This window comes from Comamonas sp. 17RB (genome assembly GCF_030056555.1).
Classification (GTDB): Bacteria; Pseudomonadota; Gammaproteobacteria; order Burkholderiales; family Burkholderiaceae_C; genus Comamonas; species Comamonas terrigena.
In genome coordinates this window covers 142,866-165,748 of the sequence record NZ_JASHHY010000001.1, presented here as the reverse complement: position 1 = coordinate 165,748, position 22,883 = coordinate 142,866, and the positions used below count along the sequence as shown (strand labels likewise).

Here is a 22,883-nt window from a genome sequence, read left to right as displayed (position 1 = left end):
AAGCGTCCCGTAGAGCAGGGTGTCCCCTTGCGAATTTAGCGCCGCCGCGGTGGCGGGCGCTGCGCTGTACATGCAACAGGCGCAAGCAAGTGTTGTGCAGCACCGGCGTCGCAGTGGGCCGGGGCTGGAAAGGTGTCGGCCACGGGTCGGGGCAGACCGTGGCCAGCGTGGTTGGCTGGGCTAGCGGCCCAGCAGCCGTGTGTCGTAGACAAAACGCCCGTGGTCCACGGCGGTGATCTGCGCCGCATCCGGGTGGGCGGGGTTGAGCAGGTAGTTGAATTCCTGCGGAATGATGACCGAGGGCACGCGCAGCACGGCGCTGCGCAGGCTGCGCGCCCAGCGTGAGCCGTAGTCGGCGGCGCTGGGGCTGTCGGGGCGTGCGTTCCAGCGTGCCGGGGGCGTGGCGGTTTCGGCAGCTGCCCACACGGCGGCGGGAATCTGCACCTCGATCAGGTAGCGGCGCAGCGGCAGGCCGCTGGCGTTCAGGTGCACCACGGTCTCCAGGCAGGCCAGCGCGACGGAGCTGGCGCAGTACACCATGGGCACGGAAGGCCGGTTCCAGCGCCCGCCATGGATGGCCATGCCTTTGCCGTCCAGGTCGGTGGCTTTCCAGGCAGGGCCCTGGGTGGCAATGCGCCAGACCGAGACCGGTGGGGCCGCGGCCTCAGGCATAGGCGCCGGAGATCATGCGGTGCAGCAGCGATTCCACCAATGCCACACCCGAAGCGGTGTCCAGGTAGGCGGCCGGTTTCTCGCCGCCCAGCGCGGGGTTGGCCTGCTCCAGCCACTGGCCCAGCCACTGGCCGGCATCGAAACCCTGGGGGTCGCCATAGTCCTGCACCATCTGCTGCACCATGCCGATCAGGCGCTGCAACTGGAACAGGCGTTCGCTCTGGTCGCTGTCCAGCACGTCGGCACCCTTGATCTTGCGCAGCACCGTGGACTTGGGAAAGCCCAGGATGTGGATGGTGCGGTCCACGCTGAGCTGCAGCGCCGAGGCCATGTCGGACACGCCCTGGGCGCCCAGGCCCTGGCGGATGACCGCAATGCGGTCCTGCACCGGCATGGCCAGTGCGTCGGCATACACGCCGGTGGCAGCGCCTGCCCGAGGGCCTGTGCGGCGGGTGGAAGCACGCCCCGGAACACGGGCCGCAGCGCCGGGGCGGGGCGGCACGGGGGATGCACGGCTGGCGGACGGGTTGGCAGACCGACTGGCAGTTGGGGTGGCGCGGGTCATGGTAGGGTTTTGCTCATTTGGGTGATTTGATTATCTCAAATGAACAGAAAAGGGCAAGCCGTGCGGTGAGCGCAGACGGGCAGCTCTGGCCGGAACGCGCATGCAGCGATGGCCGATGTCGGTGGGTGGAGGGAGCCACACCGGGCGTTTGCACAGCCCCGGTATTGACGCACGGCCAGCTGCACCCTGGTGCTGTTTATTTGAAGATGGCCACCGGCATCTCCGCCTGCAGCCGGATCTGGTCGATATTGGCTTCGCCCTGGGCCTTGTTGGTGCGGTGCATGCCATAGCGCAGCTGCAGCGACAGGCCCTTGGCGCTGCCTTGCTGCACGGTGTAACGCACGATCAGATCGCGTTCCCAGTGCTTGCCCCCGGAGCCGGTGTAGCCCAGGTAGTTGGCATAGACGCTGTTGAGGCGGCGGTTGTCGACGCCGGAGCCCCGGGTGTAGGCCACGCCCGCGCTCAGGCCGGGGGTGAGCAGGTTGCCCAGGTCCAGGTGGTACTGGAGCTGCCATGAAGCCTCATGTGCACCATTGAAGTCAGACAGCTGCATGGCGTTGTCCAGCCAGATGGAGCCCCGGTTCACATAGTCGAAAGGGTTGTCGCCGTTGACCTTCTGGTAGCCCAGTCCCAGCTTGTGGGGGCCGAAGGCGTAGCTGCCCAGCAGGCTCCAGGTGGTGGTGGCGATGTCGCCCGCCCGGGCCTTGCCGGTGTCGGCGCTGCGGTAGACATTCAGGTTGAAGGAGAGGTTGCGCTGGTCGGCCAGCGGCAGCTTGTAGAAGCTGCCCAGGTACCAGGTGTTCCAGTGGTCCTCATAGCGGCCGTAGTAGCTGCTGACCGACAGGTTGGGGATGGGGGTGTTCCAGGCGCCGCCCAGAAAGCTGAAGGCATCGCCGTTCACCCCGGAGTAATTGGCCAGCAGCTGGCCGCCATTGCTGCGGGCATTGCGGTCGGCCCAGCGGGTGAAACGCCCGGCTTGCAGCGTGACGTTGGCAATGTCGCTGCTGGTGATCTGCCAGCCGCGGTTGGTTTCGGGCAGCAGGCGGGTGTCGGAGGAGCTGAAGATGGGGTTCTTGGTGCGCATTTCCCCCAGCTTCAGTTCGGTGGAGGACACGCGCAGCTTCAGGGCGCCGCCGGCACGGCCAAAGCGGTCGGGGATGTCCTGCCCGTCCTTGGCCACATAGCGCGGCGTGGCGCGTGCACTGTCGGCTTCGGTGCCCAGGTTGATGGCGCCATAGGCATGGGCGTCCAGCCCCACGCCGACCAGGCCGCGCGTGTAGCCGGACTGGTAGTTCAGCATCAGCCCGTAAGCCGCTTCCTGGGCCTGGGTCTGGCCGCGCACGCCGCTGGCTGCGCGGAAGCTGCTGCCCTTCTGGTAGTCCAGCTGCTCGAACAGCATGCGGTTGAGCAGGGTCAGGCTGCTGCCTTCGGTGAAACCGGTGGCGTCATCCTGGGCGCCGGCACAGGCGGCGCCGGTGGTGCAGAGCAGGGCCAGGCTGAGAAGGTGGGGGGCGGTAGGTCGGCGCATGGAGGGGCGGGGTGGATGGAAATTGTGGCCGGCGCAGCGTGCGCAGGGGATAGCGGAGGGCGTGGGTGGTGTGCCTGCTGTGCGGCTACAAGCAGCCGCCAGGGCGTTTATCGGGTGGCGGCGGCGCGCGAGGCAATGCCTTCGAAGCGTTGGCGGGCTTGTTCCGGCACATCTTCCGGCACCACCAGCTGGGAGAGTGGGGTGTCGCCCACCCGCACCAGCATGACCATGCCCATGGCGTAGTGGGGCTGGCACTTGATGCCGTAGAGACCCGGCTGGGTCAGGGTGATGGCAATCTCTTCATTGACCTTGCCGCGAAAGGCGGTGGCGCCCGCTGGTGCCATGCCGGCGATGGAGACCGCATCATGGCCGTTGCTGGTCGCCAGGAACTTGATGGTGTCGCCGGGGGCGGCCTGGATGAATTCGGGCTCATAGACCATGGCGCCGTGCGGGCCGCGGTTGAGCATCTTGACTTCAAAGGTTTCGGCGCTGGCTCCGCTGGCGGCACAGCAGCACAGCCACAGGGCGGCCAGGCGGGAAGCAAGGGAGACGGTCATGGGCAAGGCTTTCAGGGCAAGGTGGTGGTCAAGGGCCGCAGGCGCAGCACGCGGCTGCCGTCGAGGGGGTCGGTCAGGCTGTGGGCCTGCACCTGGAAGACGGTCTGCAGCAGTTCCGGCGTGAGCACTTCGTCGGGCGTGCCCAGGTGCACGAGCCGGCCCTGGTGCATCACCGCCAGCCGGTCGCAGGCCAGGGCCTGGTTCAGGTCATGCAGTGCGATCACCTTGGTGATGGGAAGGTGCTGCACCAGTTGCATCAGCGACAGCTGCTGGTGCACGTCGAGGTGGTTGGTGGGCTCGTCCAGCAGCAGCACTTCGGGTTGCTGCGCAAGGGCCCGGGCAATGTGTGCACGCTGGCGCTCGCCGCCCGACAGGGTGTGCCAGGTGCGCTGCGCCTTGTCCTGCAGGCCGACGGCGTGCAGGGCCTGGTGCACGATGTCCCGGTCCCGTGTGGAGAGCGGCTGCAGGGCCGACAGCCAGGGGGTGCGCCCCAGCTCCACCGCGTCCCAGACGGTGATGGCATCCTGTGTGTGTGCGCTTTGCGCTACCAGGGCCAGCTGGCGGGCAATGCTGCGGCGTGGCATGCGGTGCAGTGCCTGGTCCCCCAGCAGCACGTCGCCGGTTTGCGGGCGCAGCACGCCGGACAGCAGGCGCAGCAGGCTGGACTTGCCCGAGCCGTTGGGTCCGATCAGGCCCAGCATTTCTCCGCTGTGCACCTGCAGCGAGACGTTCTGCACGATGGGCGTGCCCTGTACCTGCCAGCCGAGCTGGCGTGCCTGCAGTGCCACCGCAGGCCGTGTGGAGGGCGTGGATGCCGTGGGCATGGAGGGGGTCTTCATGCCCGGCGCCCCTGGGCCTTGAGCAGGATGAGCGCAAACACGGGGGCGCCCACCAGGGCAGTGATGACGCCGATGGGCAGGACCTGGCCGGCGATCAGCGTGCGCGAGACGACATCGGCCGCAATCAGGAACACGGCGCCAATCAGTGCGCTGGCGGGAATCAGCCGCCGGTGGCGGACGCCGACCAGCAGCCGCGCGGCATGCGGGATCACCAGCCCGACAAAGCCGATGGCGCCGACGATGGAGACCATCACCGCCGTCATCAGCGCGGCCGCCAGCAGCAGGGTCAGTTGCACCCGGCGCACCGGAATGCCCAGTGCGGCGGCGGATTCGCTGCCGAAGGTGAAGGCGTCCAGCGAGCGGGCATGCAGCAGGCACAGCAGGGTGCCGATGCCGGCGACCGTGGCGGTCAGCAGCGTGTCCGGCCAGCGCACGCCGCTGAGGCTGCCCAGCAGCCAGAACATGATGCCGCGCGCCTGTTCGGCGCTGCCGGACTTGGTGATGACCAGCGAGGTCAGGGCGTTGAAAAGCTGTGATCCGGCAATGCCGGCCAGCACGATCTGTCCGCTGTTGCGCAAGCCGCCATTGCCGGCGGCGTGGGCCAGCAGGGCGACCAGGGCAAAGGCGCACACCGCGCCGAAGAAGGCGCCGGTGGTCATGGAGATGGCGCCTGCGCCCAGGCCGGCCACGGTGACCAGCACCGCCCCGGTGGAGGCGCCTGCCGAGATGCCCAGCAGATACGGCTCTGCCAGCGCATTGCGCAGCAGCGACTGCAGGATCACGCCGGAGATGGCCAGGCCCGCGCCGCAGCTGGCGGCCACCAGTGCCCGCGGCAGCCGGTAGTTCCAGACGATGCCCTGGGTGATGGGGTCGACGGCGGACAGCGGCTGGCCCAGCAGCTGGTGGGCCAGCACCTGAAAGACGGTGTGCGCGGAGATGTCGGTCTCGCCGATGGCGATGCCCAGCACGACCGCGATCAGCAGCAGGGCGGCGGCCGCGGCCACCACCCAGGCCGTGCGCAGCAGCCGGCCGCCAGCGGTGCCGGCTGCGTCTGCGCGAGGGAGTGCAGTCTCTGCTTGCATGGAAATAGGGGGCTGCCGTGCAGGGCGGCACGGCAGGGGGCTTTCTTCTTGCTGTTCTTACTTGGCTGCGCCTTGCAGGCGGAGCACGGCCTCGGCAATCTGTTCCATGCCGTCGACCTGGCGGATCGAGCCTTGCAGGGCATCCGCATCGACGATGACGATGCGCTGGTGCTTGACGGCATCCATGTGCTGGGTGACCGGGTCCTTCTTCAGGAATTCCAGCTTCTTCTGGTAGTCATCGGCAGGGAAGCGGCGGCGGTCCATGCGGGCAATGATCAGAATCGAGGGGTTGGCCTTGGCAATGGTTTCCCAGCCCACGGTGGGCCATTCTTCGGTGGAGCTGACGACGTTGCGCAGGCCCATGGACTGCATCATGTAACCGGCCACACCGTTCTTGCCGGCCATATAGGGGTCGGCCGCCAGATCGGCGCTGGAGAACCACAGCGCCGCCGACAGGTCTTGCAGCTTGGAGGCCTTGACCTTGGCGATGGCCTGGGCCTGGCGTGTGCCGAGGTCCTTGACCAGGCTGTCGCCGCGCGCCTGCACGTCAAAGATCTGGGCCAGCTGGTGAATGCTCTTGTACAGGGACTTCACGTCGTAGCCGGCCGTGCGTGTGCCGTCCGACCCCACCAGGTTGTTCTTGCCTTCGCAGTCGGTGGGCATGGCGTAGGTGGCAATGCGCAGGTCGTGGAATTGCTCGCGGGTGCCGACCACGCCGTCCTTGCCGACCATCCATTCGAACTGGGACACGACCAGCGCCGGGCGCTTGCCGATCACCGACTCGAAGCTGGGAATGTTGTCGGACAGGCGTGGAGCCTTGTCGTTGACGGCCTTGAACTGCGGCAGCACCGGGTTGAACCACAGCGCCGTGCCGGCCACCTTGTCGCCCAGGCCCAGCGCATACAGCATCTCGGTGCCGCCCTGGCCGATGGTGACGGCCGAAGCAGGGGCCTTGTCGAAAGTGACGGTGTGGCCGCAGTTCTGCACCTGCAAGGGATAGTCCGTGGCGTGGGCGGTGAAGGTGGTGGCCAGCAGGGCGGTGCAGGCAAGGCTTCGGATCAGCATCAGGCTCGTCTTTCCAGGTTGGGCAGGGACCACTGGAAGACAAGGCACAACCCACGCTGTGCGTGCGGGCCGCAGCGGCGCCGGAACGACAGAGTCACGAGAAATGGCTCACTTCCCGGACACCCCGCCGGCAATGAATGGTTGGTGCTTTGGCAGGTCTCCTGACTGGCAGATCAGCGCCTCGCGACCACCTTCCCAAACTGGCGTTCAGTGGTGTGTCGGTCGCGGGCTCATTGCCTACAGTTGCGGGGGCAGTTCCATTTGGCAGGCAGCGCCAGGGGCGCGGTCTGCACTGGATTCCCTCATGCGGCCAGCGTACGCCGGTGCATGTCCTTGCGGAACCAAAGTTCGGGTAATGTAGCTGATTTTGTAGCGGCAGCCCCCCACGGCAGCCTGTGCGCATGGCGGTTTCGAGTCTGGCATGACCCTGTCTTTGTCCCTGTCCCATCTGATTTCCATTCAGCCGGTCGAGCGCCTGCAGGAGGTGGACGGTTTTCTGCGCGATGCACGCGTGCAGATGTTCGGTGCGCGCGTGTCTGCCCAGGACACGGCGGCGGACCTGCTGCATTTCGAGCAGGTGTACGGGGGGGGCGGCGGGCGGATGTGGGCGGCCCACGATGCGCAGCGGGGTGTGGTGGGCAGCATTGCCTACCGCCCGTACGACGGCCGGTTTGCGCAGCTGGATTTCGGGCCGCTGGCCGTGGTGGAAGTGGTGCGCCTGTTTGTGGCGCCGGTGTGGCGGCGACAGGGGCTGGCACAGGCCTTGTGGGCCACGCTGCAGGCCCACGCCCGGGCCCACGGGGTGGAGGTGCTGTACCTGCACACCCACCCGTTCTTGCCGGGGGCGCTGGAGTTCTGGCAAGGCAACGGGTTTGCGGTGCTGCAGCGCGAGGCCGACCCGGTCTGGCAGACCATCCACATGCAGTGCCTGTTGCCGCCTGCGCTGCCCACCGCAGCGTGCACTTAGCTGTCCCCGTTGCGCGAAGGGTGTGCTGCCGCTCCTATAATTTGCGCTTTGAACAGGAGCTCTGCATGGCGCATGCCCATGCCGGGTGAAACGGGAAGTCCGGTGACCTTCGCCTTCGGGTGGGAAGCATTCCGGCGCAGCCCCCGCTGCTGTAAGCCTGACCGCCACACGTTGATGCCACTGGGTACGCTACCTGGGAAGGCCGTGTGTGCGGTATGACGGCGAGCCAGAATACCGACCTGTTCGATTGCAGTGGTATGCCACGGGGTGTGGGCTGTTTGCTGACTGGCCCTTTCCACCGCTTTGGCGGTGCGACCCGGGTCTGTCGCACGCATCGCTTCCCCACCGCATGCTTTTTGTTGCGTGGCGGCTCGGGGAGAGCATGGTTCAACCGTTCACACATCGGCATGCCCGGCGCATGCCTGTCCCAACATCCGTGCAGGGCGCGGGCATGGCTGCGCGCTGCACTGCGGATGTCTCCATGGCGCGGCCTGCCGGGCAGGACCGGCGCATGCACCCCCTGACCTGCGGCGCGCAGCGGCTGTTCGGCCGTGTCCGTGGCCGTAACTGTGGGCGTCATGGCGGCCAGGCGGCCGTGGGCCCTGCCGCTGCACAGCCCTTACATCGCCCACGCCGCGCACACTGCGCCGGCACCCCCTTCACTGGCAGCGGGCACTGAGGCCGCAGCTTTCTTTTTCTTCGGAGCACAGGAGTTTCTGACCATGAGTACGCACCACAAGATCCCCGCCACCATCGTTACCGGCTTTCTGGGCAGCGGCAAGACCACGCTGCTGCGCCACATTCTGCAGAACGCCAATGGCCGGCGCATTGCGGTGATCGTCAACGAGTTCGGCGAACTGGGGATCGACGGCGAGATCCTGCGTGGCTGCGGCATCGGCTGTGAAGACGAAACCAATCCGCAAAGCGGTCAGCTCTACGAGCTGGCCAACGGCTGCATGTGCTGCACCGTGCAGGAAGAGTTCTACCCGGTCATGCGCCAGCTGATTGCGCGGCGCGACGATATCGACCACATCCTGATCGAAACCAGTGGCCTGGCCCTGCCCAAGCCCCTGGTGCAGGCATTCAACTGGCCCGAAATCAAGAACGCCTGCACGGTGGACGCCGTGATCACGGTGGTGGATGTGCCGGCGACGGCCGCCGGCCAGTTTGCGGCCAACCCGGCGGCCGTGGATGCCCAGCGCAAGCAGGATCCGAATCTGGACCATGAGTCCCCGCTGCACGAGCTGTTTGAAGACCAGCTGATTTCCGCTGACCTGGTGGTGCTGAGCAAGCTGGACCTGGCCAGCGCGCAGGACCGCGCCAAGGTGGAGGCCATCGTGCGCGAAGAGGTGCCGGCCCAGGTGAAGATCGTGGCGGCCGAGCATGGCCAGATCGACCTGGGGGTGGTGCTGGGCCTGTCCAGCGCTTCGGAAGAGAGCATCCATGAGCGGGTGGGCCACCATGAGCATGGCGAAGGCGAGGAACACCACCACGACGCGCACGACCACGATGCCTTCGATTCCGTGGTGATCGAGCTGCCCGAGGTGGACCGGGATGCCCTGCTGGCGTGCCTGGCCGACATCGTGGCCGAGAACACGGTCTACCGCGTCAAGGGCTTTGCGTCCCTGGAAGGCAAGCCCATGCGCCTGGTGGTGCATGGCGTGGGCAAGCGCTTTGACAGCTATTTCGACCGCCGCTGGCGTGATGACGAGGCACGCAAGACGCATCTGGTCTTCATCGGCCACGATCTGGAAGAGGACCGCATCCGCGCCGCGTTGAACGGTCTGACCGCCGGAGCGCTCTGATGCATTTGCTTGCCGTCCAGCCCGGGGGCTTTGTCGATGACGAAGCCTTTGTCTCCAGCCTGGGCCAGTCGCCGGCCGATGTGGTGGTGCTCAGTGCAGCCGACACCACGCTGGCCTTGCTGGCCGAGGCCTATGGCCAGCTGCAGGCCAGCGCCGCGCAGCAGGGCCTGGAGCCGGGCAGGGACGGCGAGCGTTTGCCGACGGTGCGGCTGGCCAATCTGATGCATCTGCGCCAGCCGGCCTCGGTGGACCTGTACGTCGATGAGGTGCTGCAGCATGCCCGGGTGATTGTGGTCGACCACCTGGGTGGCGAGAGCTACTGGCCCTATGGCACGGAGCGCATCCGCGAGGTGTGCCGCCAGAACGGCATTGTGCTGGTGATGTTTTCCGGGGATACGACGGAAGACCTGAACCTGCTGCAAAAGAGCACGGCCTCCGTGGAGCAATGCCGTAGCATCTGGCGCTATCTGCGCGAAGGCGGGGTGGCCAATGCCCGCGAGATGTTCCGCTATCTGTGGCACAGCTTTCTGCAAGGGCCGCAGCCGGCGCTGGCGCCGCGCCCACTGCCGTCTGCTGCGGTCTACCACCCCGCGCACGATGCGGCGACGGCCGCACACTGGCTGGAGCCCGGGCCTTGGCAGTGGCAGGCCGGCGCGCCCGTGGTCATGGTGGTGTTCTACCGTGCCCACCTGCAGTCGGGCAATACGCAGGTGTTCCACCAGCTGTGCCAGCAGCTGCTGGCGCAGGGCATGAACCCCTTGCCGCTGGCGCTGCTGTCGCTCAAGGATGCGACCAGCCTGGCCTTGCTGCACCAGCTGTGCGGTGCGCACCAGGTGTCGCTGATTCTGAACACCACGTCGTTTGCGCAGTCGTCGCTGGAAACGCCGGGCGACCATGCGCTGGCGGGCGATATTCCGGTGCTGCAGGTCATCATGTCCGGCAGCAACCAGCAAAGCTGGCTGGACGATGCACATGGGCTGCAGCCGCGGGACATTGCCATGCATGTGGCCATGCCCGAGGTGGACGGGCGCATCATCACGCGGGCCATCAGTTTCAAGGGGCTGTCGCATCGCAGCGAGCTGACGCAGTCGGATGTGGTGCAGTACCAGGCCCATGCCGAGCGGCTGGATTTTGTGGTGGCGCTGGCGCAGCGCTGGTGCCGTTTGCGCCACAAAGCCAATCCGGACAAGCGGCTGGCCCTAATTCTGGCCAACTACCCGACGCAGGAAGGCCGCCTGGGCAATGGCGTGGGGCTGGATACGCCGGCTTCCGTCATCCATATCCTGCAGGCGCTGCAGCAGCAGGGCTATGTGCTGGACCAGATTCCCGCCGATGGCGATACCCTGATGCAGCAGCTGCAGCAAGGCATCACCAACGATCCCGATTCCTGGGGTGTGCGGCCGGCGCAGCAGAGCCTGGATCTGGCCGGCTACCAGGCTTTCTTTGCCAGCCTGCCGGCGGAGAACCAGCAGGCCGTGGTGCAGCGCTGGGGTCCGCCCGCGTCCGACCCCATGCTGCGCCAGGGGCGCTTCATGGTGGCGGGCCTGCGCTGCGGCCAGGTGTTTGTGGGCATACAGCCGGCGCGCGGCTACCAGCTGGACCCCATGGCCAGCTACCACGACCCCGATCTGGTGCCGCCGCATTACTACCTAGCCTTCTACCACTGGCTGCGCAGCGCCTGGCAGGCGGATGCCATGGTGCACGTGGGCAAGCACGGCAACCTGGAATGGCTGCCGGGCAAGAGCGTGGCGCTGTCGCAGACCTGCTGGCCGGACCTGGCGTTCGGGCCCATGCCCCACCTGTACCCCTTCATCGTGAACGACCCGGGGGAGGGGGCGCAGGCCAAGCGCCGTGCGCAGGCGGTGATCGTGGACCACCTGATGCCGCCGTTGACGCGGGCCGAAAGCTATGGCCCCACGCGCGACCTGGAGCGCATGGTGGACGAGTACTACGAGGCGGTGACGCTGGACCGCCGGCGCGCCGCGCTGCTGCGCCAGCAGATTCTGGCCCACATCGTGCAGCACGATCTGCACCAGGACCTGGGGGTGGCGGCGCCCCGTACCGAGGCGGACGAGCAGCAGCTGCTGAACAAGACCGATGCCTATCTGTGCGAGCTCAAGGAAAGCCAGATCCGCGACGGGCTGCATGTCTTCGGCCAGTCCCCGCAGGGGCGCCTGGAGCGGGACACCCTGCTGGCACTGGCCCGCCACCCGGTGGGCAACGGCCAGGGGGCGAACAACAGCCTGATCCGCGCCTTGGCGCACGATCTGCTGCCGGGCACTGCCTTCGATCCGCTGGATGCCGCCTGGGAGCAGCCCTGGACCGGGCCGCGCCCGCAGCTGCTGCAGGCGGTGGATGGCCAGGCCTGGCGCCATGCGGGCGATACCCGCGAACGGCTGGAGCTGCTGGCGCTGCAATGGCTGGAGCAGCCCGGGCTTGCCAGCGCGGATCTGGACGCGGGCTGGGAGCAGACCCGGCTGGTGCTGCAGCGGGTGCAGCACGATCTGCGTGCCCGCTTGCAGGCCTGTGGCCCGCAGGAGATTCTGCAGCTGTGCCGGGGGCTGGAAGGCCGCTTTGTGCCCGCCGGCCCCAGCGGGGCGCCTTCGCGCGGCCGCCCGGACGTGCTGCCCACGGGGCGCAATTTCTTCTCCGTCGATACGCGCGCCGTGCCGACGCCCACCAGCTGGACCCTGGGGCTCAAGTCCGCCCAGCTGCTGGTGGAGCGCTATACCCAGGAGCATGGCGACTACCCGCGCGCACTGGGCCTGTCGGTGTGGGGCACGGCGACCATGCGCACGGGAGGCGACGATATCGCCCAGGCCTTTGCCTTGCTGGGCGTGCGGCCCAAGTGGGCGGATGGCAGCTGGCGGGTCAGCGACTTCGAGGTGCTGCCCATGAGCGTGCTGGGCCGCCCGCGCGTGGATGTGACCCTGCGGGTTTCGGGCTTTTTCCGGGATGCCTTCACCAATGTGATCCGCCTGTTTGATGCGGCGGTGCAGAAAGTGGCCAGCCTGGAAGACGAGGATGCTTGGACCAACCCCATCCGTGCGCGCGTGCTGCAGGAGGTGGCCGAGCTGCAGGCCCAGGGCCTGAGCGAGGAGGTGGCCCGCCACCAGGCGGGGCTGCGCGTGTTCGGCGCCAAGCCCGGCAGCTATGGCGCGGGCCTGCAGGGGCTGATCGACGGGCGCAACTGGGACAGCGACGAAGACCTGGCCACGGCCTACCGGAACTGGGGGGCCTATGCCTATGGGCAGAAGGACGACGGGACGGCGCTGCCCGAGCGCTTTGTGCAGCGCCTGAGCGAGATCGAGCTGGTGGTGCACAACCAGGACAACCGCGAGCACGACCTGCTGGATTCGGACGATTACTACCAGTTTCAAGGCGGCATGGCGGCGGCGGTGCGGCATTTCCGCGGCGAGCAGCCGGCGCTGTACTTTGGCGACCATGCCAACCCGGATGCCCCGCGCATGCGCACGTTGCAGGAAGAAATCAGCCGGGTGGTGCGCGCGCGCGTCACCAACCCCAAGTGGATCGACGGTATCAAGCGCCATGGCTACAAAGGCGCGTTCGAGGTGGCGGCCACGGTGGACTATCTGTTTGCCTTTGATGCCACGGCCCGCGTGGTGCGCGACGACCAGTACGCGCGCGTGACCGATGCCTTTGTGGCGGATGCCGCCACGCGGGACTTTTTGCAGCAGCACAATCCTGCTGCCTTTCATGGCATGTGCGAGCGGCTTCTGGAGGCCATCCACCGGGGCCTGTGGGAAGACAGCGGGGACTACCAGGCGCTGCTGGAGCAGCAGTTGCTGGCCGCCGAACAATTGTTGGAGAAGCGATGATCTCGTCCACCGAATCCGCACCGTCCGCGCAGGCGGCGGGCTTTCCGTTCACTGCCATCGAGGGGCAGCCGCAGCTGCAGACGGCCTTGCTGCTGGCGGCCGTGGACCCGCTGCTGGGCGGCGTTCTGGTGGAGGGCCCGCGCGGCACGGCCAAGTCGACCAGTGCGCGGGCGCTGGCCGCCTTGTTGCCGGCCGGCCGCTTTGTGAACCTGCCGCTGGGGGCGACCGAGGAACAGCTGGCCGGCTCCCTGGACCTGGAAGCAGCGCTGCAGCGCAGTGCGGTGGTGTTCCGCCCGGGTTTGCTGGCGCGTGCCCATGGCGGCATCCTGTATGTGGATGAGGTGAACCTGCTGGCCGATGCACTGGTGGACCTGCTGCTGGACGTGAGCGCCAGCGGTATCAACCGGGTGGAGCGCGACGGCGTGTCGCACCAGCACGATGCGCGCATCACCCTGGTGGGGACCATGAACCCGGAAGAGGGCCAGCTGCGGCCACAGCTGCTGGACCGCTTCGGCCTGTTCGTGCGGCTGGAGAATGTGCCCAGTGCCGCGGTGCGCAAGGCCATTGTCAAGACGCGCATGGCTTTCGATGCCGATCCGCAGGCCTTTGTGGAACAGCACGCCGCGGCGCAATCCGATCTGGCGCAGCGGGTGAAGCTGGCGCGCGAACGCGTGGCGGCCGTGGCCTGGCCCGATGCCGTGCACGACGATGTCGCCCAGCGCTGCCAGGACGCCGGGGTGGAAGGGGTGCGGGCGGATCTGGTGATGCTGCGCGCGGCGCGGGCGCATGCAGCGCTGCACGGCCGCGGTGCCGTCACGCCGGCGGATGTGCAGGCGGTGGCGGAACTGGCGCTGGCCCACCGGCGCACCCAGGCTGCACCGCCTGCGCCACCGGCGTCGGGTGAGCCGGTGCAGCCACCGGAACAGCAGCCGAATGCCGAGGAACAGACACCGCCCCCGGAACCGCCGCCAACCGGTGGGGCGCAGGGTGCAGGTGCCCCGTCCGGCCAGTCCGGGCATGGTGCGGCGCCATCGGCGAATTCGTTGCCGGACCATGGCGCCCCGGCCGATGCCTGGGGCGCCATGCCGCCACCGCAGCTGGTGGCGATGAAGGCGGTCAAGGCGCTGAAGCCTTTGCCGCCAAAAAAAGCCTGACGCGCTCCGCGGTGGCGGGACTGGCCGGAAAGGCCAAGGCGGGGCGCGGTGGCAATACCTCTCGCAAGGGCCGGCTGGACGGGGCGGCCGGGCGGCGCCTGGACTGGGTGTCCACGCTGGCGTCCAAGGGGCGCGGGGCGCTGCGGCCCGAGCACCTGCGTTTTCGCCGGCGTCCTGTGGGGAGCAAGACCCTGCACTTGGTCTTGCTGGATCTGTCGGCGTCCATGCTGCGTGGTGAAAAGCTGGCCTGGGCCAAAGGGTGTTTGCTGGCACTGACCGAGCAGTTCTACCGCGATCGCGACGATATGGCAGTGATCGGCTTTGCGGGCGAGCAGGCCCGGTGGCTGCAGTCCCCGGCGAAAGCCGGGGCTTTCAATGCCGGCTGGATTGCGCCCTTGCGCGGCGGTGGCGGAACGCCGATCCAGCCCGCTGTCGACGCCGTGGAGGGCGCGCTGCGGCGTTGTCCGCCCGGCACCCGGGCCACGGTCTGGCTGCTGACGGATGGGCGCTTTGATCCGCTGCCGGTGCGCCCCGAGGGGGTGGACCGTTGCTGCATCGTCGACTTTGAAAATGATGCGGTGGCGCTGGGACGGTGCCAGCGGCTGGCGGCGATGTGGCGCGGGGAGTGGGTGCGGGCGGAGCTTTTTGCCACTGCCAGCTGAGTGCTGCGGGCAGCCAGCCTGGCGTGCCACGGGTTGTTCGGCCCCGCTGTGCAACCCGCTATGTTGCCCACTGTGCCGTCCGTTGCGGCAGGCTGCATGCCTGCAGAGCGGCGGAAAAAAGCGGTGATTTGCTGCGTTGCATCAGTGGCGGCCGATACTGGGGTGGAGTTTTCAGGACGGAGGCAGATATCGCGTAAAATTCGCGCTGATCCCAGGTGTTTCGCCGCGCACTTCGCGCAAGGAAATGAAACGAGAAGCAGGTGCGTGGTTCGCCACCATTCCTGCACTGCACCCGCAACGGTAATCAGAGAGAGGGGACGCCCGTCATTGCTTGCAGCAATGGCAGCCACTGCGCAAGCGGGAAGGCGCGTCCAGCGATCAACTCTAGGAGTTGAGCTCTGTAAGTCCGGAGACCGGCCTGGCGTGAACAAGGCGCAGCGGGAGTGCATGTGGCTTGATGGGCTCGCATCTTCGCGCCGCCAATCGCTTCCATCTTCCATCCCCCCTGCAAGTTTCAATCGTCCGGCCCGGGTATCGGCCTGACCGACTGCGGATACAGCATGGCGCGAGAGGCTCTGGGTTTGACGGTGTGGGCAGCGGCTCTGGATGGGGGCGCTGCGCACCATGGCTGATTCCATCAAGGTCCAGGGCTGGTGCCCCACGGCATGGAAGCCCATGCGGTCGGAAGATGGCTGGATTGTCCGGGTGCGCCCGGTCTGTGCCTCCATCAACGCGGCGCAGTGGGCCGCACTGGCGGCTTTGGCGCTGTCCCTGGCGCACCCCCAGATCGAGCTGACCCGGCTGGGCAATGTGCAGCTGCGCGGGGTGGCGGATGCGGACCTGCCTGCGCTGCTGTCGCAGCTGGTGGCGGCCCGGCTGATTCCCGCGGATGCGGATGCCGATCTGGCACCTCCCGTGCATTGCACCCCTTTCTACCAGGCCCATGACCGGACCCATCAGCTCGCCACGCGATTAGGGCGGGCGGTTGTGGAGCAGTTGTGCCCCAGTGCGCTGGAGCGCCAGGGCATGGCCGCGCTGCCCAGCAAGTTCGGCTTGCTGGTGGACGATGCGGCGCGCAGCCTGGGCGGCATCGCTTCCGATCTGCGGGTCTGGGTGGATGCGGGCGGCGGCTATGGCCTGGCATTGGGCGAGGCCGGCGACTGGTACCGCTTTGGCGATGTGCAGCAGCTGGTCGATGCCGCGATCCACATTGCCAGCTGGTTCGCACGTGCGCGGATGGACGTTCTTGGCAAACCGCCCACCCGCCTGCAGGCGCTGCTGCCGTCTTTGCCGCTGGATGCACCTGTCTTGCAACAGGCGGTGCCCCAGGGCGCGCAGCCGCCCGCTGCAGCACCGGTGCTGCCGGGCCCACGTGCGCAAGGCTGGGTGCTGGGCGCGCCGCTGGGGCGCATCGATGCCCTGGCGATGCAGGCGCTGGCGGCCAGCCTGCCGGCCGACACGGAAATTCGCGTCACGCCCTGGCGTTCGCTGCTGCTGATGTCGGCGGATGCGCCGGCACGTGTGGCCCAGCTGGACGCCCAGCACTGGATGAGCAATGCAGCAGATGCACGCCTGCGGGTGTCGGCCTGCACCGGAAGCCCGCGCTGTGCGCAGGCCCATGTGCCGGCACAGGATATGGCGCTGCAGCTGGCGCCCCATGTGCCGGAGCGCGGGCATCTGCACGTCAGCGGCTGCGCCAAGTTCTGCGCGCTTTCGTCCGATGCCACCTCACTGATCTTTGCCAGCCCGTCCGCACCGGACGCGGTCTGGCTCCATGCAGGCGCTGCCGGGCAGCCTGGCTGTCCCACGGTCCGGCTCCCTTACCGGGCCGGATCGGCACTGCCTGCAGAACTCCACACACTACTTCATGACCTACCACTATGAAATGCACGGTGAAGAGATTTACCGGCAATCGTTTCGCATCATCCGCAGCGAGGCCGATCTGGCCCGCTTCACGCCCCTGGAGGAGAGGGTGGCCTGCCGCATGATCCATGCCGCAGGCATGGTGAGCCTGGCACAGGACATCCATTTCTCCGCGGATTTTGCGCAGGCTGCAGAAGCGGCGCTGCAGCGCGGCGCCCCGATTCTGTGCGATGCGCGCATGGTCAGCGAAGGCATCACGCGCAAGCGCCTGCCTGCCGACAACGCCATCATCTGCACCTTGCAGGATGCCCGCACCCCCGGGCTGGCCCAGGCCATGGGCAATACCCGCAGTGCTGCCGCGCTGGAGCTGTGGCGCGAACACCTGGACGGCGCGGTAGTGGCCATCGGCAACGCGCCGACCGCGCTGTTCCACCTGCTGAACATGCTGGAGGACCCGGCATGCCCGCGTCCGGCCGCGATCATCGGCTGCCCCGTGGGCTTTGTGGGTGCCGCCGAGTCCAAGGATGCGCTGCGTGCATGGGGGCAGATTCCTTTCGCCATTGTGCAGGGGCGTCTGGGCGGATCGGCCATCACGGTGGCTGCAGTGAATGCGCTGGCGACGTCGGTGGAGTGAGGAACGTGATGAACAGCGGCAAAATTATCTGCGTGGGCCTGGGCCCCGGCGATCCGGACATGATGAGCGTGAAGGCGGACCGTCTGCTGCGCAATGCGCGCCATGTCGCCTATTTCCGCAAGCGTGGCCATCCGGGCAAGGCCCGGCAGCTGGTCAACGGCATGCTGCACGCCGAGGTCACGGAGTACCCGATGGAGTACCCGCTGACCACCGAGATCCCGCACGACGACCCGCGCTATATCGCGCAGCTGTCGGATTTCTATCTGGGCTGGCAAGCGCGCCTGACTGAGCTGGCGCGCGGCGAGGATGTGATCGTGCTGTGCGAGGGCGATCCATTCTTCTACGGTTCCTTCATGCACCTGTATGTGCGTCTGCAGCAGGAAGGCGTGGTGCCGGTCGAGGTGCTGCCCGGCATTCCCGGCATGGTGGGCTGCTGGCATGCCACGGGCATGCCCATGACCTGGGGCGACGATGTGATGAGCGTGCTGCCGGCCACCTTGGCCGACGAGCCGCTGCGCGCCCACATGGCCCGCTCGGATGCGCTGGTGATCATGAAGGTCGGCCGCCATCTGGGCCGCATCCGTTCGCTGCTGACGGAGCAGGGCAAGCTGGACCAGGCGTGGCTGGTGATCAACGGAACCATGAGCGACGAGCAGGTGATGCCGCTGCGCGATGCGCCGGAGCGCTGCCCGTATTTTGCGATTGTGATCGTGCACGGCAACGGCCGCCGCCCCGCCAATGACATGTGAGCGCAGCCGCATGGACATGGACACCACACAGAACACGGTCAAGGGTGCAGGCACAGGGCAGCTGTGCGTGCTGGGCCTGGGGCCCGGCGACGCGGCGCTGCTGACGGAGCAGGCCCGGCAGTCGATTGCCGGTGCCAGCGATGCTTTTGGCTATTTCCCTTATGTGGAGCGGCTGAGCGGGCTGGAGCATTTGCGCCTGCACGCCAGCGACAACCGCGAAGAACTGGACCGCGCCCGCCAGGCATTGGATGTGGCGGCCGAGGGCCGGAAGGTGCTGATGCTCTCGTCCGGCGACCCCGGCGTGTTTGCCATGGCCAGTGCCGTGTTCGAGGTGCTGGAAGGCGCCAGCCCGGAAGAACGGCTGCGCTGGAAGGCCGTGGAGGTGGACGTGCAGCCCGGCATCACGGCCATGCTGGCGGCGGCGGCCAGATTGGGTGCTCCGCTGGGCCATGATTTCTGCACCATCAACCTGTCGGACAACCTCAAGCCGGCGGAAGTGATCGAGCGCAGGATCCGGCTGGCGGCGCAGGCCGACTTTGCCATGGCGTTCTACAATCCCTGTTCCAAGTCGCGGCCCCAGGGCTTTGTGCGCGCTTTGAAGGTCCTGACCGCGCACTGCGAGCCCGAGCGCCTGATCTGCTTTGCCCGCAATGTGAGCCGGCCGGACGAGACCCTGCGGGTGTGCCAGTTGCAGCACGTGACGCCGGACATGGCGGACATGCGCACGGTCGTCATCGTGGGCAACAGCCTGACCCGCCAGGTGGGCAGGCATGTCTACACGCCGCGCAGCTATGGAGCGCCGGCGCATGGCTGAAGGCGGCGCCCGTCGCTCAGCGCTGGCCGGCCAGCCAGTCCATGGCCTGCTGCGGCGTCTGGCACTGCGTGCGGGCGGGCAGCAGCGGGCGGTCCACCATGACCACGGGGATCTGCAGCGCTCGCGCGGCTTCGATCTTGGCGTAGGTGTCGGCGCCGCCGGCGTTCTTGCTGACGATGCAGTCGACGGCATGGTGCTGGAGCAGGGCGATTTCGTCGGCCAGCGCAAACGGGCCGCGTGCCACCACCAGGTCGTAACTGGCGGCGGGCAGGGGCAGGGCCTCTTCGGGGCGGTCGACCACCCGCAGCACAAAACGGTGCGCACCGGTCTGGCCGGCAAAGGCGGCAAGCTGCTTGCGGCCGATGGCCAGAAACACATTGCGGCACTGCGGCGGCAGTGCCTGGGCGGCGGCTGCCATGTCCGCCACCGGCGTCCACCGGTCCTGGGGCTGGGCGGACCAGGCGGGGCGCTCCATCGACAGCAGGGGAATGCCTGCTGCGGTGCAGGCTGCCAGGGCATTGCTGCTCATCTGCGCGGCAAACGGGTGGGTGGCATCGATCACATGGCTGATGCGGTGCTGCTGCAGGTAATCCACCAGGCCCTGGACGCCGCCAAAACCGCCCACGCGGGTGGGCAGGGGAGCGGTGCGCCGGGTCAGCGTGGCGCCGGCGTAGGAATAGACGCTCGGGATGCCCGCTGCATGCAGCAGGGTGGACAGTGTGTAGGCATCAAAAGTGCCGCCTAACAGGAGAACTTGGGTCATGGCCTATCCGTGGCTTTCGATTATCGGGATTCATCCCTCGGGCCTGCAGAGCCTGAGCGCTGCGGCCGTGCAGGACCTGGAGCAGGCTGCGGTGGTGTTCGGCAGCCCGCGGCATCTGGCGCTGGCCCAGGTGGGGGAGCGTGGCCGCGCATGGCCGATTCCGTTCAGCGTGGAGCCCTTGCTGCAGCTGCGCGGTCAACAGAAGGTCGCCATGCTGGTGTCGGGGGATCCCTTTCACTTTGGCGGCGGGGCTTCGGTGGCCAGGCACCTGGAACGCGGCGAGTGGCGCAACCATCCGCAACCGTCGACATTTTCGTGGATTTCGGGCGAGCTCGGCTGGTCGCAGGAGCAGGTGCATTGCCTGGGCCTGCATGCCCGCAGCCTGGAGAGCCTGACGCCGCTGCTGGCGCAGGGCGAACGTTTTATCTGCCTGCTGCGGGACGCGCCGGCGGCGCAGCGCCTGGCAGCCTGGCTGAGCGGGCAGGACTGGGGCGAGAGCGCCCTGTGGCTGGTGTCGAATGCCGGCAGTGATGCACAGACGGTGCGCAGCGGCAAGGCCAGCGAGCTGGCGCAGCAGCTGCTGGAGCAGCCGGTGGTGGCGCCCGTGGCGGCCGCCTTCGAGGCCTATGGCGGGCAGGGTCTGCCGCAGGTGGCCGGCCGCGCGTGCGATGCCTTCGCGCATGACGGGCAGATCACCAAAAGCCCGGTGCGGGCCATGACGCTGGCGGCGCTGGCCCCGCGCAAGGGGGAGTGCCTGTGGGACCTGGGGGCCGGATCGGGTTCGGTCGCCGTGGAATGGTGTCTGGCCGGTGGCACGGCTGTGTGCGTGGAGCAGCATGCCGGGCGGGTGGCCAATATTGCCCACAATGCCGCGCGCTATGCCGTGGCATTGCAGGTGGTGCAGGGCGATTCCCTGGCCGTGCTGGCCACATTGCAACCCCAGCCACAGGCCGTTTTTGTTGGTGGCGGCTTCACCTTGGAGCTTTTCCAGGCGCTGTGCGCGCGGCTGGACCATCCCTGGCGTCTGGTGGTGAATGCCGTGGCGCTGGAAACCCAGGCCTTGCTGATGGAGCTGCACCGCAGCCATGGCGGTCAGCTGCTGCAGCTGCAGTGGAGCGAGGCCCGTCCGCTGGGCAGCATGCAGTCCTGGCATGCCGCACGTCCGCTGGTGCAGTGGTCATGGAGCTGCCCGTGACGCAGCTGACCCATGCGACGCACGTGGTCCACGCCACCCACTGGTTCATGGGCTGGGGCTTCACGTCCGAGGCCCGGCCGCAGTCGTTTGCCAGCTGCTGGGAACAGGTGACGCTGCCGCCGCCACCAGGCATTTGCTGTGCGGTGCTGAAGACCCGGCTGGCCACCCCCGCCTGGCAGGCTTTGCAGCGCTGGATGGCCGGCTGCTGGCCGCAGGTGCAGTGGCTGGCGGTGGACGCCGCCGAGATTGCGCACATCACCACGCCGACGATGTCGCAGCGCGTGGCGCAGCGCTTTGGCACCGGCAGTGTGTCCGAAGCCCTGGCCCTGCATGCCGCGCACACTTATGCCGTGCCAACCCATGCCGTAGACAGGCATGCCGCACCCACCCCGGGCGCAGTGGCCGCTGGGGGCTTGCTGGTGCCCCGCCTGGTTTCCGAAGACCGTTGCGCCACGCTGGCGATTGCCGCGGGCGGCCTGTCTTCTCCTCCTTTCCCAACCGGAGTTCATTCTTGACAGTTCACTTTATCGGCGCCGGTCCTGGCGCTGCCGATCTGATTACCGTGCGCGGGCGCGATCTGCTGGCGTCCTGCCCGGTCTGCCTGTATGCGGGTTCGCTGGTGCCAACCGAGCTGCTGGCGCATTGCCCGCCGGGGGTGCGCCTGGTCAATACGGCGCCGTTGTCGCTGGAAGAGATCGTGGCCGAAATGCAGCAGGCCCATGCGCAAGGCCAGGATGTGGCACGTCTGCATTCGGGCGACCTGAGCATCTGGTCGGCCATGGGCGAGCAGTTGCGCAGCCTGCGGGCGCTGGAGATTCCCTACACCGTCACGCCCGGCGTGCCGGCCTTCAGTGCGGTGGCGGCTGCATTGGAAGCGGAGCTGACCTTGCCGGGGTCCTGCCAGTCGGTGGTGCTGACGCGCACCTCGGGCCGGGCGTCGAGCATGCCCAGCGGCGAAACGCTGGCGGCCTTTGCGGCCACGGGGGCCGTGCTGGCGATCCACCTGTCGGTGCATGTGGCCGAGGAGGTGCAGCAGGAACTGCTGCAGCACTATGGCGCGGACTGCCCGGCGGCCATTGTGTGGCGCGCTTCCTGGCCGGACGAGCTGATTGTGCGCACCCGGGTGGGCGAACTGGCCGCGGCGGCGCAGAGCAATGCCCTGCAGCGCAGCGCGCTGATGCTGGTGGGCCCCACCTTGAGCCAGCAGGACTTTGGCCTGAGCCGCCTGTATGCCAACGATTACGACCGCCGTTACCGCCCGCGCGGCGACGAGCCCCGCTTTCCGGCGGGCACCGAGGGGGCGTGATGCTGCAGCTGTTTCTGGTGGGCATCGGCACGGGCAACCCCGGGCACCTGACGCGCGAAGCGGAACAGGCGATCCGCGGGGCCGATCTGATTCTGCTGCCGCACAAGGAAGACAACAAGGCCGAACTGGCGCAGGTGCGCCTGGCGCTGCTGCAGGAGCTGTCCGTCAGCGAGGCACGCATTGCGCACTTCGACATGCCACTGCGCCGGCAGCAGGGTGATGACTACGGCAGCCAGGTGGACGAGTGGCATGACGCGATTGCCCGGCGCTGGCAGGACTGCCTGCATGCCCATCTGCCATCGGGCACGGGCCGCGTGGCCTTGCTGGTCTGGGGGGATCCGGCGCTGTATGACAGCACGCTGCGGATTGCGTCCCGTCTGGGGCTGAGCTCCGGGCAGGTACAGGTGGTGCCTGGCATCACGTCGATGCAGGTGCTGTGCAGCGCGCATGGCATTGCGCTCAATGCCATCGGCGCGCCCTTCCTGGTGACCACCGGCCGCCAGCTGCGCGAGAACGGCTGGCCGCAGGGTGTGGATACCCTGGTCGTGATGCTGGATGGCCAGTGTTCCTACGAGCAGGTGACGGAGCCGGGCGCCGTGATCTACTGGGGGGCGTACCTGGGGATGCCGCAGCAAATTTTGCTGCAGGGGCCGCTGGCTGCCATGCAGCAGGTCATCAGCAGCAGGCGCCAGCAGGCGCGCCAGGAGCATGGCTGGATCATGGACATCTACCTGCTGCGCAGGGACGGCGCGGTGGCGGTGGGCGAGGTGGACGAGGTGGACGAGGCGCGCGCCGCAGGCTGATGCCGTGCCCGCAAGGACGGT

Annotated in this window: 21 protein-coding genes and 3 riboswitches; of the genes, 13 read left to right on the top strand and 8 right to left on the bottom strand. The window is 67.8% G+C overall.

All coding sequences use genetic code 11. The features are described 5' to 3' along the window. Positions 1–180 precede the first annotated feature (180 nt). The 7 genes from QM470_RS00710 to QM470_RS00680 all read right to left on the bottom strand — a co-directional run bounded on the left by QM470_RS00710 (position 181) and on the right by QM470_RS00680 (position 6,308). Complete coding sequence (locus QM470_RS00710) at positions 181–672, bottom strand: RES family NAD+ phosphorylase (RefSeq protein ID WP_283337773.1); 492 nt, start codon at positions 670–672, stop codon at positions 181–183. Further along, the gene (locus tag QM470_RS00705) at positions 665–1,237 is read right to left on the bottom strand and encodes an Xre family toxin-antitoxin system antitoxin (RefSeq protein WP_283337772.1); all 573 of its coding nucleotides are present in this window, start codon (positions 1,235–1,237) and stop codon (positions 665–667) included. Before QM470_RS00705 ends, QM470_RS00710 begins: the two co-directional genes overlap by 8 nt. A 196-nt stretch (positions 1,238–1,433) precedes the next feature. Next, positions 1,434–2,765, bottom strand: coding sequence for an OprD family outer membrane porin (locus QM470_RS00700; RefSeq protein ID WP_283337771.1), 1,332 nt, complete (start codon positions 2,763–2,765; stop codon positions 1,434–1,436). Between the two features lie 107 nt (positions 2,766–2,872). Continuing rightward, entirely contained in the window at positions 2,873–3,322 is a 450-nt protein-coding gene (locus tag QM470_RS00695; RefSeq protein WP_283337770.1) for a pseudoazurin, read from the bottom strand. 11 nt (positions 3,323–3,333) lie between these two features. Next, on the bottom strand, positions 3,334–4,161 hold the full coding sequence (locus QM470_RS00690; RefSeq protein ID WP_283337769.1) for an ABC transporter ATP-binding protein: 828 nt from the start codon (positions 4,159–4,161) through the stop codon (positions 3,334–3,336). Beyond that, positions 4,158–5,243, bottom strand: coding sequence for a FecCD family ABC transporter permease (locus tag QM470_RS00685; protein WP_283337768.1), 1,086 nt, complete (start codon positions 5,241–5,243; stop codon positions 4,158–4,160). The genes QM470_RS00690 and QM470_RS00685 overlap by 4 nt, the downstream gene beginning before the upstream one ends. 57 nt (positions 5,244–5,300) lie before the next feature. After that, positions 5,301–6,308 (bottom strand): ABC transporter substrate-binding protein, encoded by a 1,008-nt coding sequence (locus QM470_RS00680; RefSeq protein WP_283337767.1) that lies wholly within the window; start codon positions 6,306–6,308, stop codon positions 5,301–5,303. 134 nt (positions 6,309–6,442) lie between these two features. Next, a riboswitch (cobalamin riboswitch) is annotated at positions 6,443–6,669 on the bottom strand. Positions 6,670–6,729: 60 nt separating this feature from the next. On the opposite strand from QM470_RS00680, the gene QM470_RS00675 reads away from it, so the two are divergent. From QM470_RS00675 to cobJ, 9 genes are all read left to right on the top strand, one after another. Then, on the top strand, positions 6,730–7,275 hold the full coding sequence (locus tag QM470_RS00675) for a GNAT family N-acetyltransferase (RefSeq protein WP_283337766.1): 546 nt from the start codon (positions 6,730–6,732) through the stop codon (positions 7,273–7,275). A gap of 37 nt (positions 7,276–7,312) precedes the next feature. Beyond that, positions 7,313–7,532, top strand: a riboswitch (cobalamin riboswitch). Positions 7,533–7,997: 465 nt separating this feature from the next. Further along, positions 7,998–9,080 carry a cobalamin biosynthesis protein CobW gene (gene cobW, locus QM470_RS00670; RefSeq protein WP_283337764.1) on the top strand — a complete coding sequence of 361 codons (1,083 nt, stop codon included), beginning with the start codon at positions 7,998–8,000 and terminating at the stop codon, positions 9,078–9,080. Beyond that, a complete protein-coding gene (cobN, locus tag QM470_RS00665) occupies positions 9,080–12,919 on the top strand; it encodes a cobaltochelatase subunit CobN (protein WP_283337763.1) in 3,840 nt (1,279 codons plus the stop codon). Before cobW ends, cobN begins: the two co-directional genes overlap by 1 nt. After that, the gene (locus QM470_RS00660) at positions 12,916–14,073 is read left to right on the top strand and encodes a magnesium chelatase ATPase subunit I (RefSeq protein WP_283337762.1); all 1,158 of its coding nucleotides are present in this window, start codon (positions 12,916–12,918) and stop codon (positions 14,071–14,073) included. The genes cobN and QM470_RS00660 overlap by 4 nt, the downstream gene beginning before the upstream one ends. An 11-nt stretch (positions 14,074–14,084) precedes the next feature. Further along, positions 14,085–14,735 (top strand): vWA domain-containing protein, encoded by a 651-nt coding sequence (locus QM470_RS00655; protein ID WP_283337761.1) that lies wholly within the window; start codon positions 14,085–14,087, stop codon positions 14,733–14,735. A gap of 196 nt (positions 14,736–14,931) precedes the next feature. Continuing rightward, a riboswitch (cobalamin riboswitch) is annotated at positions 14,932–15,171 on the top strand. A gap of 188 nt (positions 15,172–15,359) precedes the next feature. After that, positions 15,360–16,619 carry a ferredoxin-like domain-containing protein gene (locus QM470_RS00650; protein ID WP_283337760.1) on the top strand — a complete coding sequence of 420 codons (1,260 nt, stop codon included), beginning with the start codon at positions 15,360–15,362 and terminating at the stop codon, positions 16,617–16,619. After that, a complete protein-coding gene (locus tag QM470_RS00645) occupies positions 16,603–17,232 on the top strand; it encodes a precorrin-8X methylmutase (RefSeq protein WP_066532182.1) in 630 nt (209 codons plus the stop codon). Before QM470_RS00650 ends, QM470_RS00645 begins: the two co-directional genes overlap by 17 nt. 8 nt (positions 17,233–17,240) lie before the next feature. Then, positions 17,241–17,981, top strand: coding sequence for a precorrin-2 C(20)-methyltransferase (gene cobI, locus QM470_RS00640; protein WP_279998283.1), 741 nt, complete (start codon positions 17,241–17,243; stop codon positions 17,979–17,981). Positions 17,982–17,997: 16 nt separating this feature from the next. Continuing rightward, on the top strand, positions 17,998–18,795 hold the full coding sequence (gene cobJ, locus QM470_RS00635) for a precorrin-3B C(17)-methyltransferase (RefSeq protein ID WP_283337759.1): 798 nt from the start codon (positions 17,998–18,000) through the stop codon (positions 18,793–18,795). A 16-nt stretch (positions 18,796–18,811) separates the two neighbouring features. Here the strand turns inward: cobJ and QM470_RS00630 are convergent, their stop codons facing one another. After that, a complete protein-coding gene (locus QM470_RS00630; RefSeq protein WP_283337758.1) occupies positions 18,812–19,558 on the bottom strand; it encodes a cobalt-precorrin-6A reductase in 747 nt (248 codons plus the stop codon). Here QM470_RS00630 and cbiT point away from each other — a divergent pair. Genes cbiT through cobF form a run of 4 tightly spaced genes read left to right on the top strand, consistent with a single transcriptional unit; the run spans position 19,557 to position 22,862 of the window. Beyond that, complete coding sequence (cbiT, locus tag QM470_RS00625) at positions 19,557–20,753, top strand: precorrin-6Y C5,15-methyltransferase (decarboxylating) subunit CbiT (protein ID WP_283337757.1); 1,197 nt, start codon at positions 19,557–19,559, stop codon at positions 20,751–20,753. The genes QM470_RS00630 and cbiT overlap by 2 nt on opposite strands. Continuing rightward, the gene (locus QM470_RS00620) at positions 20,750–21,268 is read left to right on the top strand and encodes a cobalamin biosynthesis protein (protein WP_283337756.1); all 519 of its coding nucleotides are present in this window, start codon (positions 20,750–20,752) and stop codon (positions 21,266–21,268) included. The genes cbiT and QM470_RS00620 overlap by 4 nt, the downstream gene beginning before the upstream one ends. Further along, positions 21,265–22,059 (top strand): precorrin-4 C(11)-methyltransferase, encoded by a 795-nt coding sequence (gene cobM, locus QM470_RS00615; RefSeq protein ID WP_283337755.1) that lies wholly within the window; start codon positions 21,265–21,267, stop codon positions 22,057–22,059. The genes QM470_RS00620 and cobM overlap by 4 nt, the downstream gene beginning before the upstream one ends. Continuing rightward, complete coding sequence (gene cobF, locus QM470_RS00610) at positions 22,059–22,862, top strand: precorrin-6A synthase (deacetylating) (RefSeq protein WP_283337754.1); 804 nt, start codon at positions 22,059–22,061, stop codon at positions 22,860–22,862. The genes cobM and cobF overlap by 1 nt, the downstream gene beginning before the upstream one ends. Positions 22,863–22,883: the final 21 nt, after the last annotated feature.

What these genes read in the sequence shown, in the direction of transcription:
- QM470_RS00710 (WP_283337773.1), bottom strand. Translation starts at nt 672, where the DNA reads ATGCCTGAGGCCGCGGCCCCACCGGTCTCGGTCTGGCGCATTGCCACC.
- QM470_RS00705 (WP_283337772.1), bottom strand. Translation starts at nt 1,237, where the DNA reads ATGACCCGCGCCACCCCAACTGCCAGTCGGTCTGCCAACCCGTCCGCC.
- QM470_RS00700 (WP_283337771.1), bottom strand. Translation starts at nt 2,765, where the DNA reads ATGCGCCGACCTACCGCCCCCCACCTTCTCAGCCTGGCCCTGCTCTGC.
- QM470_RS00695 (WP_283337770.1), bottom strand. Translation starts at nt 3,322, where the DNA reads ATGACCGTCTCCCTTGCTTCCCGCCTGGCCGCCCTGTGGCTGTGCTGC.
- QM470_RS00690 (WP_283337769.1), bottom strand. Translation starts at nt 4,161, where the DNA reads ATGAAGACCCCCTCCATGCCCACGGCATCCACGCCCTCCACACGGCCT.
- QM470_RS00685 (WP_283337768.1), bottom strand. Translation starts at nt 5,243, where the DNA reads ATGCAAGCAGAGACTGCACTCCCTCGCGCAGACGCAGCCGGCACCGCT.
- QM470_RS00680 (WP_283337767.1), bottom strand. Translation starts at nt 6,308, where the DNA reads ATGCTGATCCGAAGCCTTGCCTGCACCGCCCTGCTGGCCACCACCTTC.
- QM470_RS00675 (WP_283337766.1), top strand. Translation starts at nt 6,730, where the DNA reads ATGACCCTGTCTTTGTCCCTGTCCCATCTGATTTCCATTCAGCCGGTC.
- cobW (WP_283337764.1), top strand. Translation starts at nt 7,998, where the DNA reads ATGAGTACGCACCACAAGATCCCCGCCACCATCGTTACCGGCTTTCTG.
- cobN (WP_283337763.1), top strand. Translation starts at nt 9,080, where the DNA reads ATGCATTTGCTTGCCGTCCAGCCCGGGGGCTTTGTCGATGACGAAGCC.
- QM470_RS00660 (WP_283337762.1), top strand. Translation starts at nt 12,916, where the DNA reads ATGATCTCGTCCACCGAATCCGCACCGTCCGCGCAGGCGGCGGGCTTT.
- QM470_RS00650 (WP_283337760.1), top strand. Translation starts at nt 15,360, where the DNA reads ATGGCTGATTCCATCAAGGTCCAGGGCTGGTGCCCCACGGCATGGAAG.
- QM470_RS00645 (WP_066532182.1), top strand. Translation starts at nt 16,603, where the DNA reads ATGACCTACCACTATGAAATGCACGGTGAAGAGATTTACCGGCAATCG.
- cobI (WP_279998283.1), top strand. Translation starts at nt 17,241, where the DNA reads ATGAACAGCGGCAAAATTATCTGCGTGGGCCTGGGCCCCGGCGATCCG.
- cobJ (WP_283337759.1), top strand. Translation starts at nt 17,998, where the DNA reads ATGGACACCACACAGAACACGGTCAAGGGTGCAGGCACAGGGCAGCTG.
- cbiT (WP_283337757.1), top strand. Translation starts at nt 19,557, where the DNA reads ATGGCCTATCCGTGGCTTTCGATTATCGGGATTCATCCCTCGGGCCTG.
- QM470_RS00630 (WP_283337758.1), bottom strand. Translation starts at nt 19,558, where the DNA reads ATGACCCAAGTTCTCCTGTTAGGCGGCACTTTTGATGCCTACACACTG.
- cobF (WP_283337754.1), top strand. Translation starts at nt 22,059, where the DNA reads ATGCTGCAGCTGTTTCTGGTGGGCATCGGCACGGGCAACCCCGGGCAC.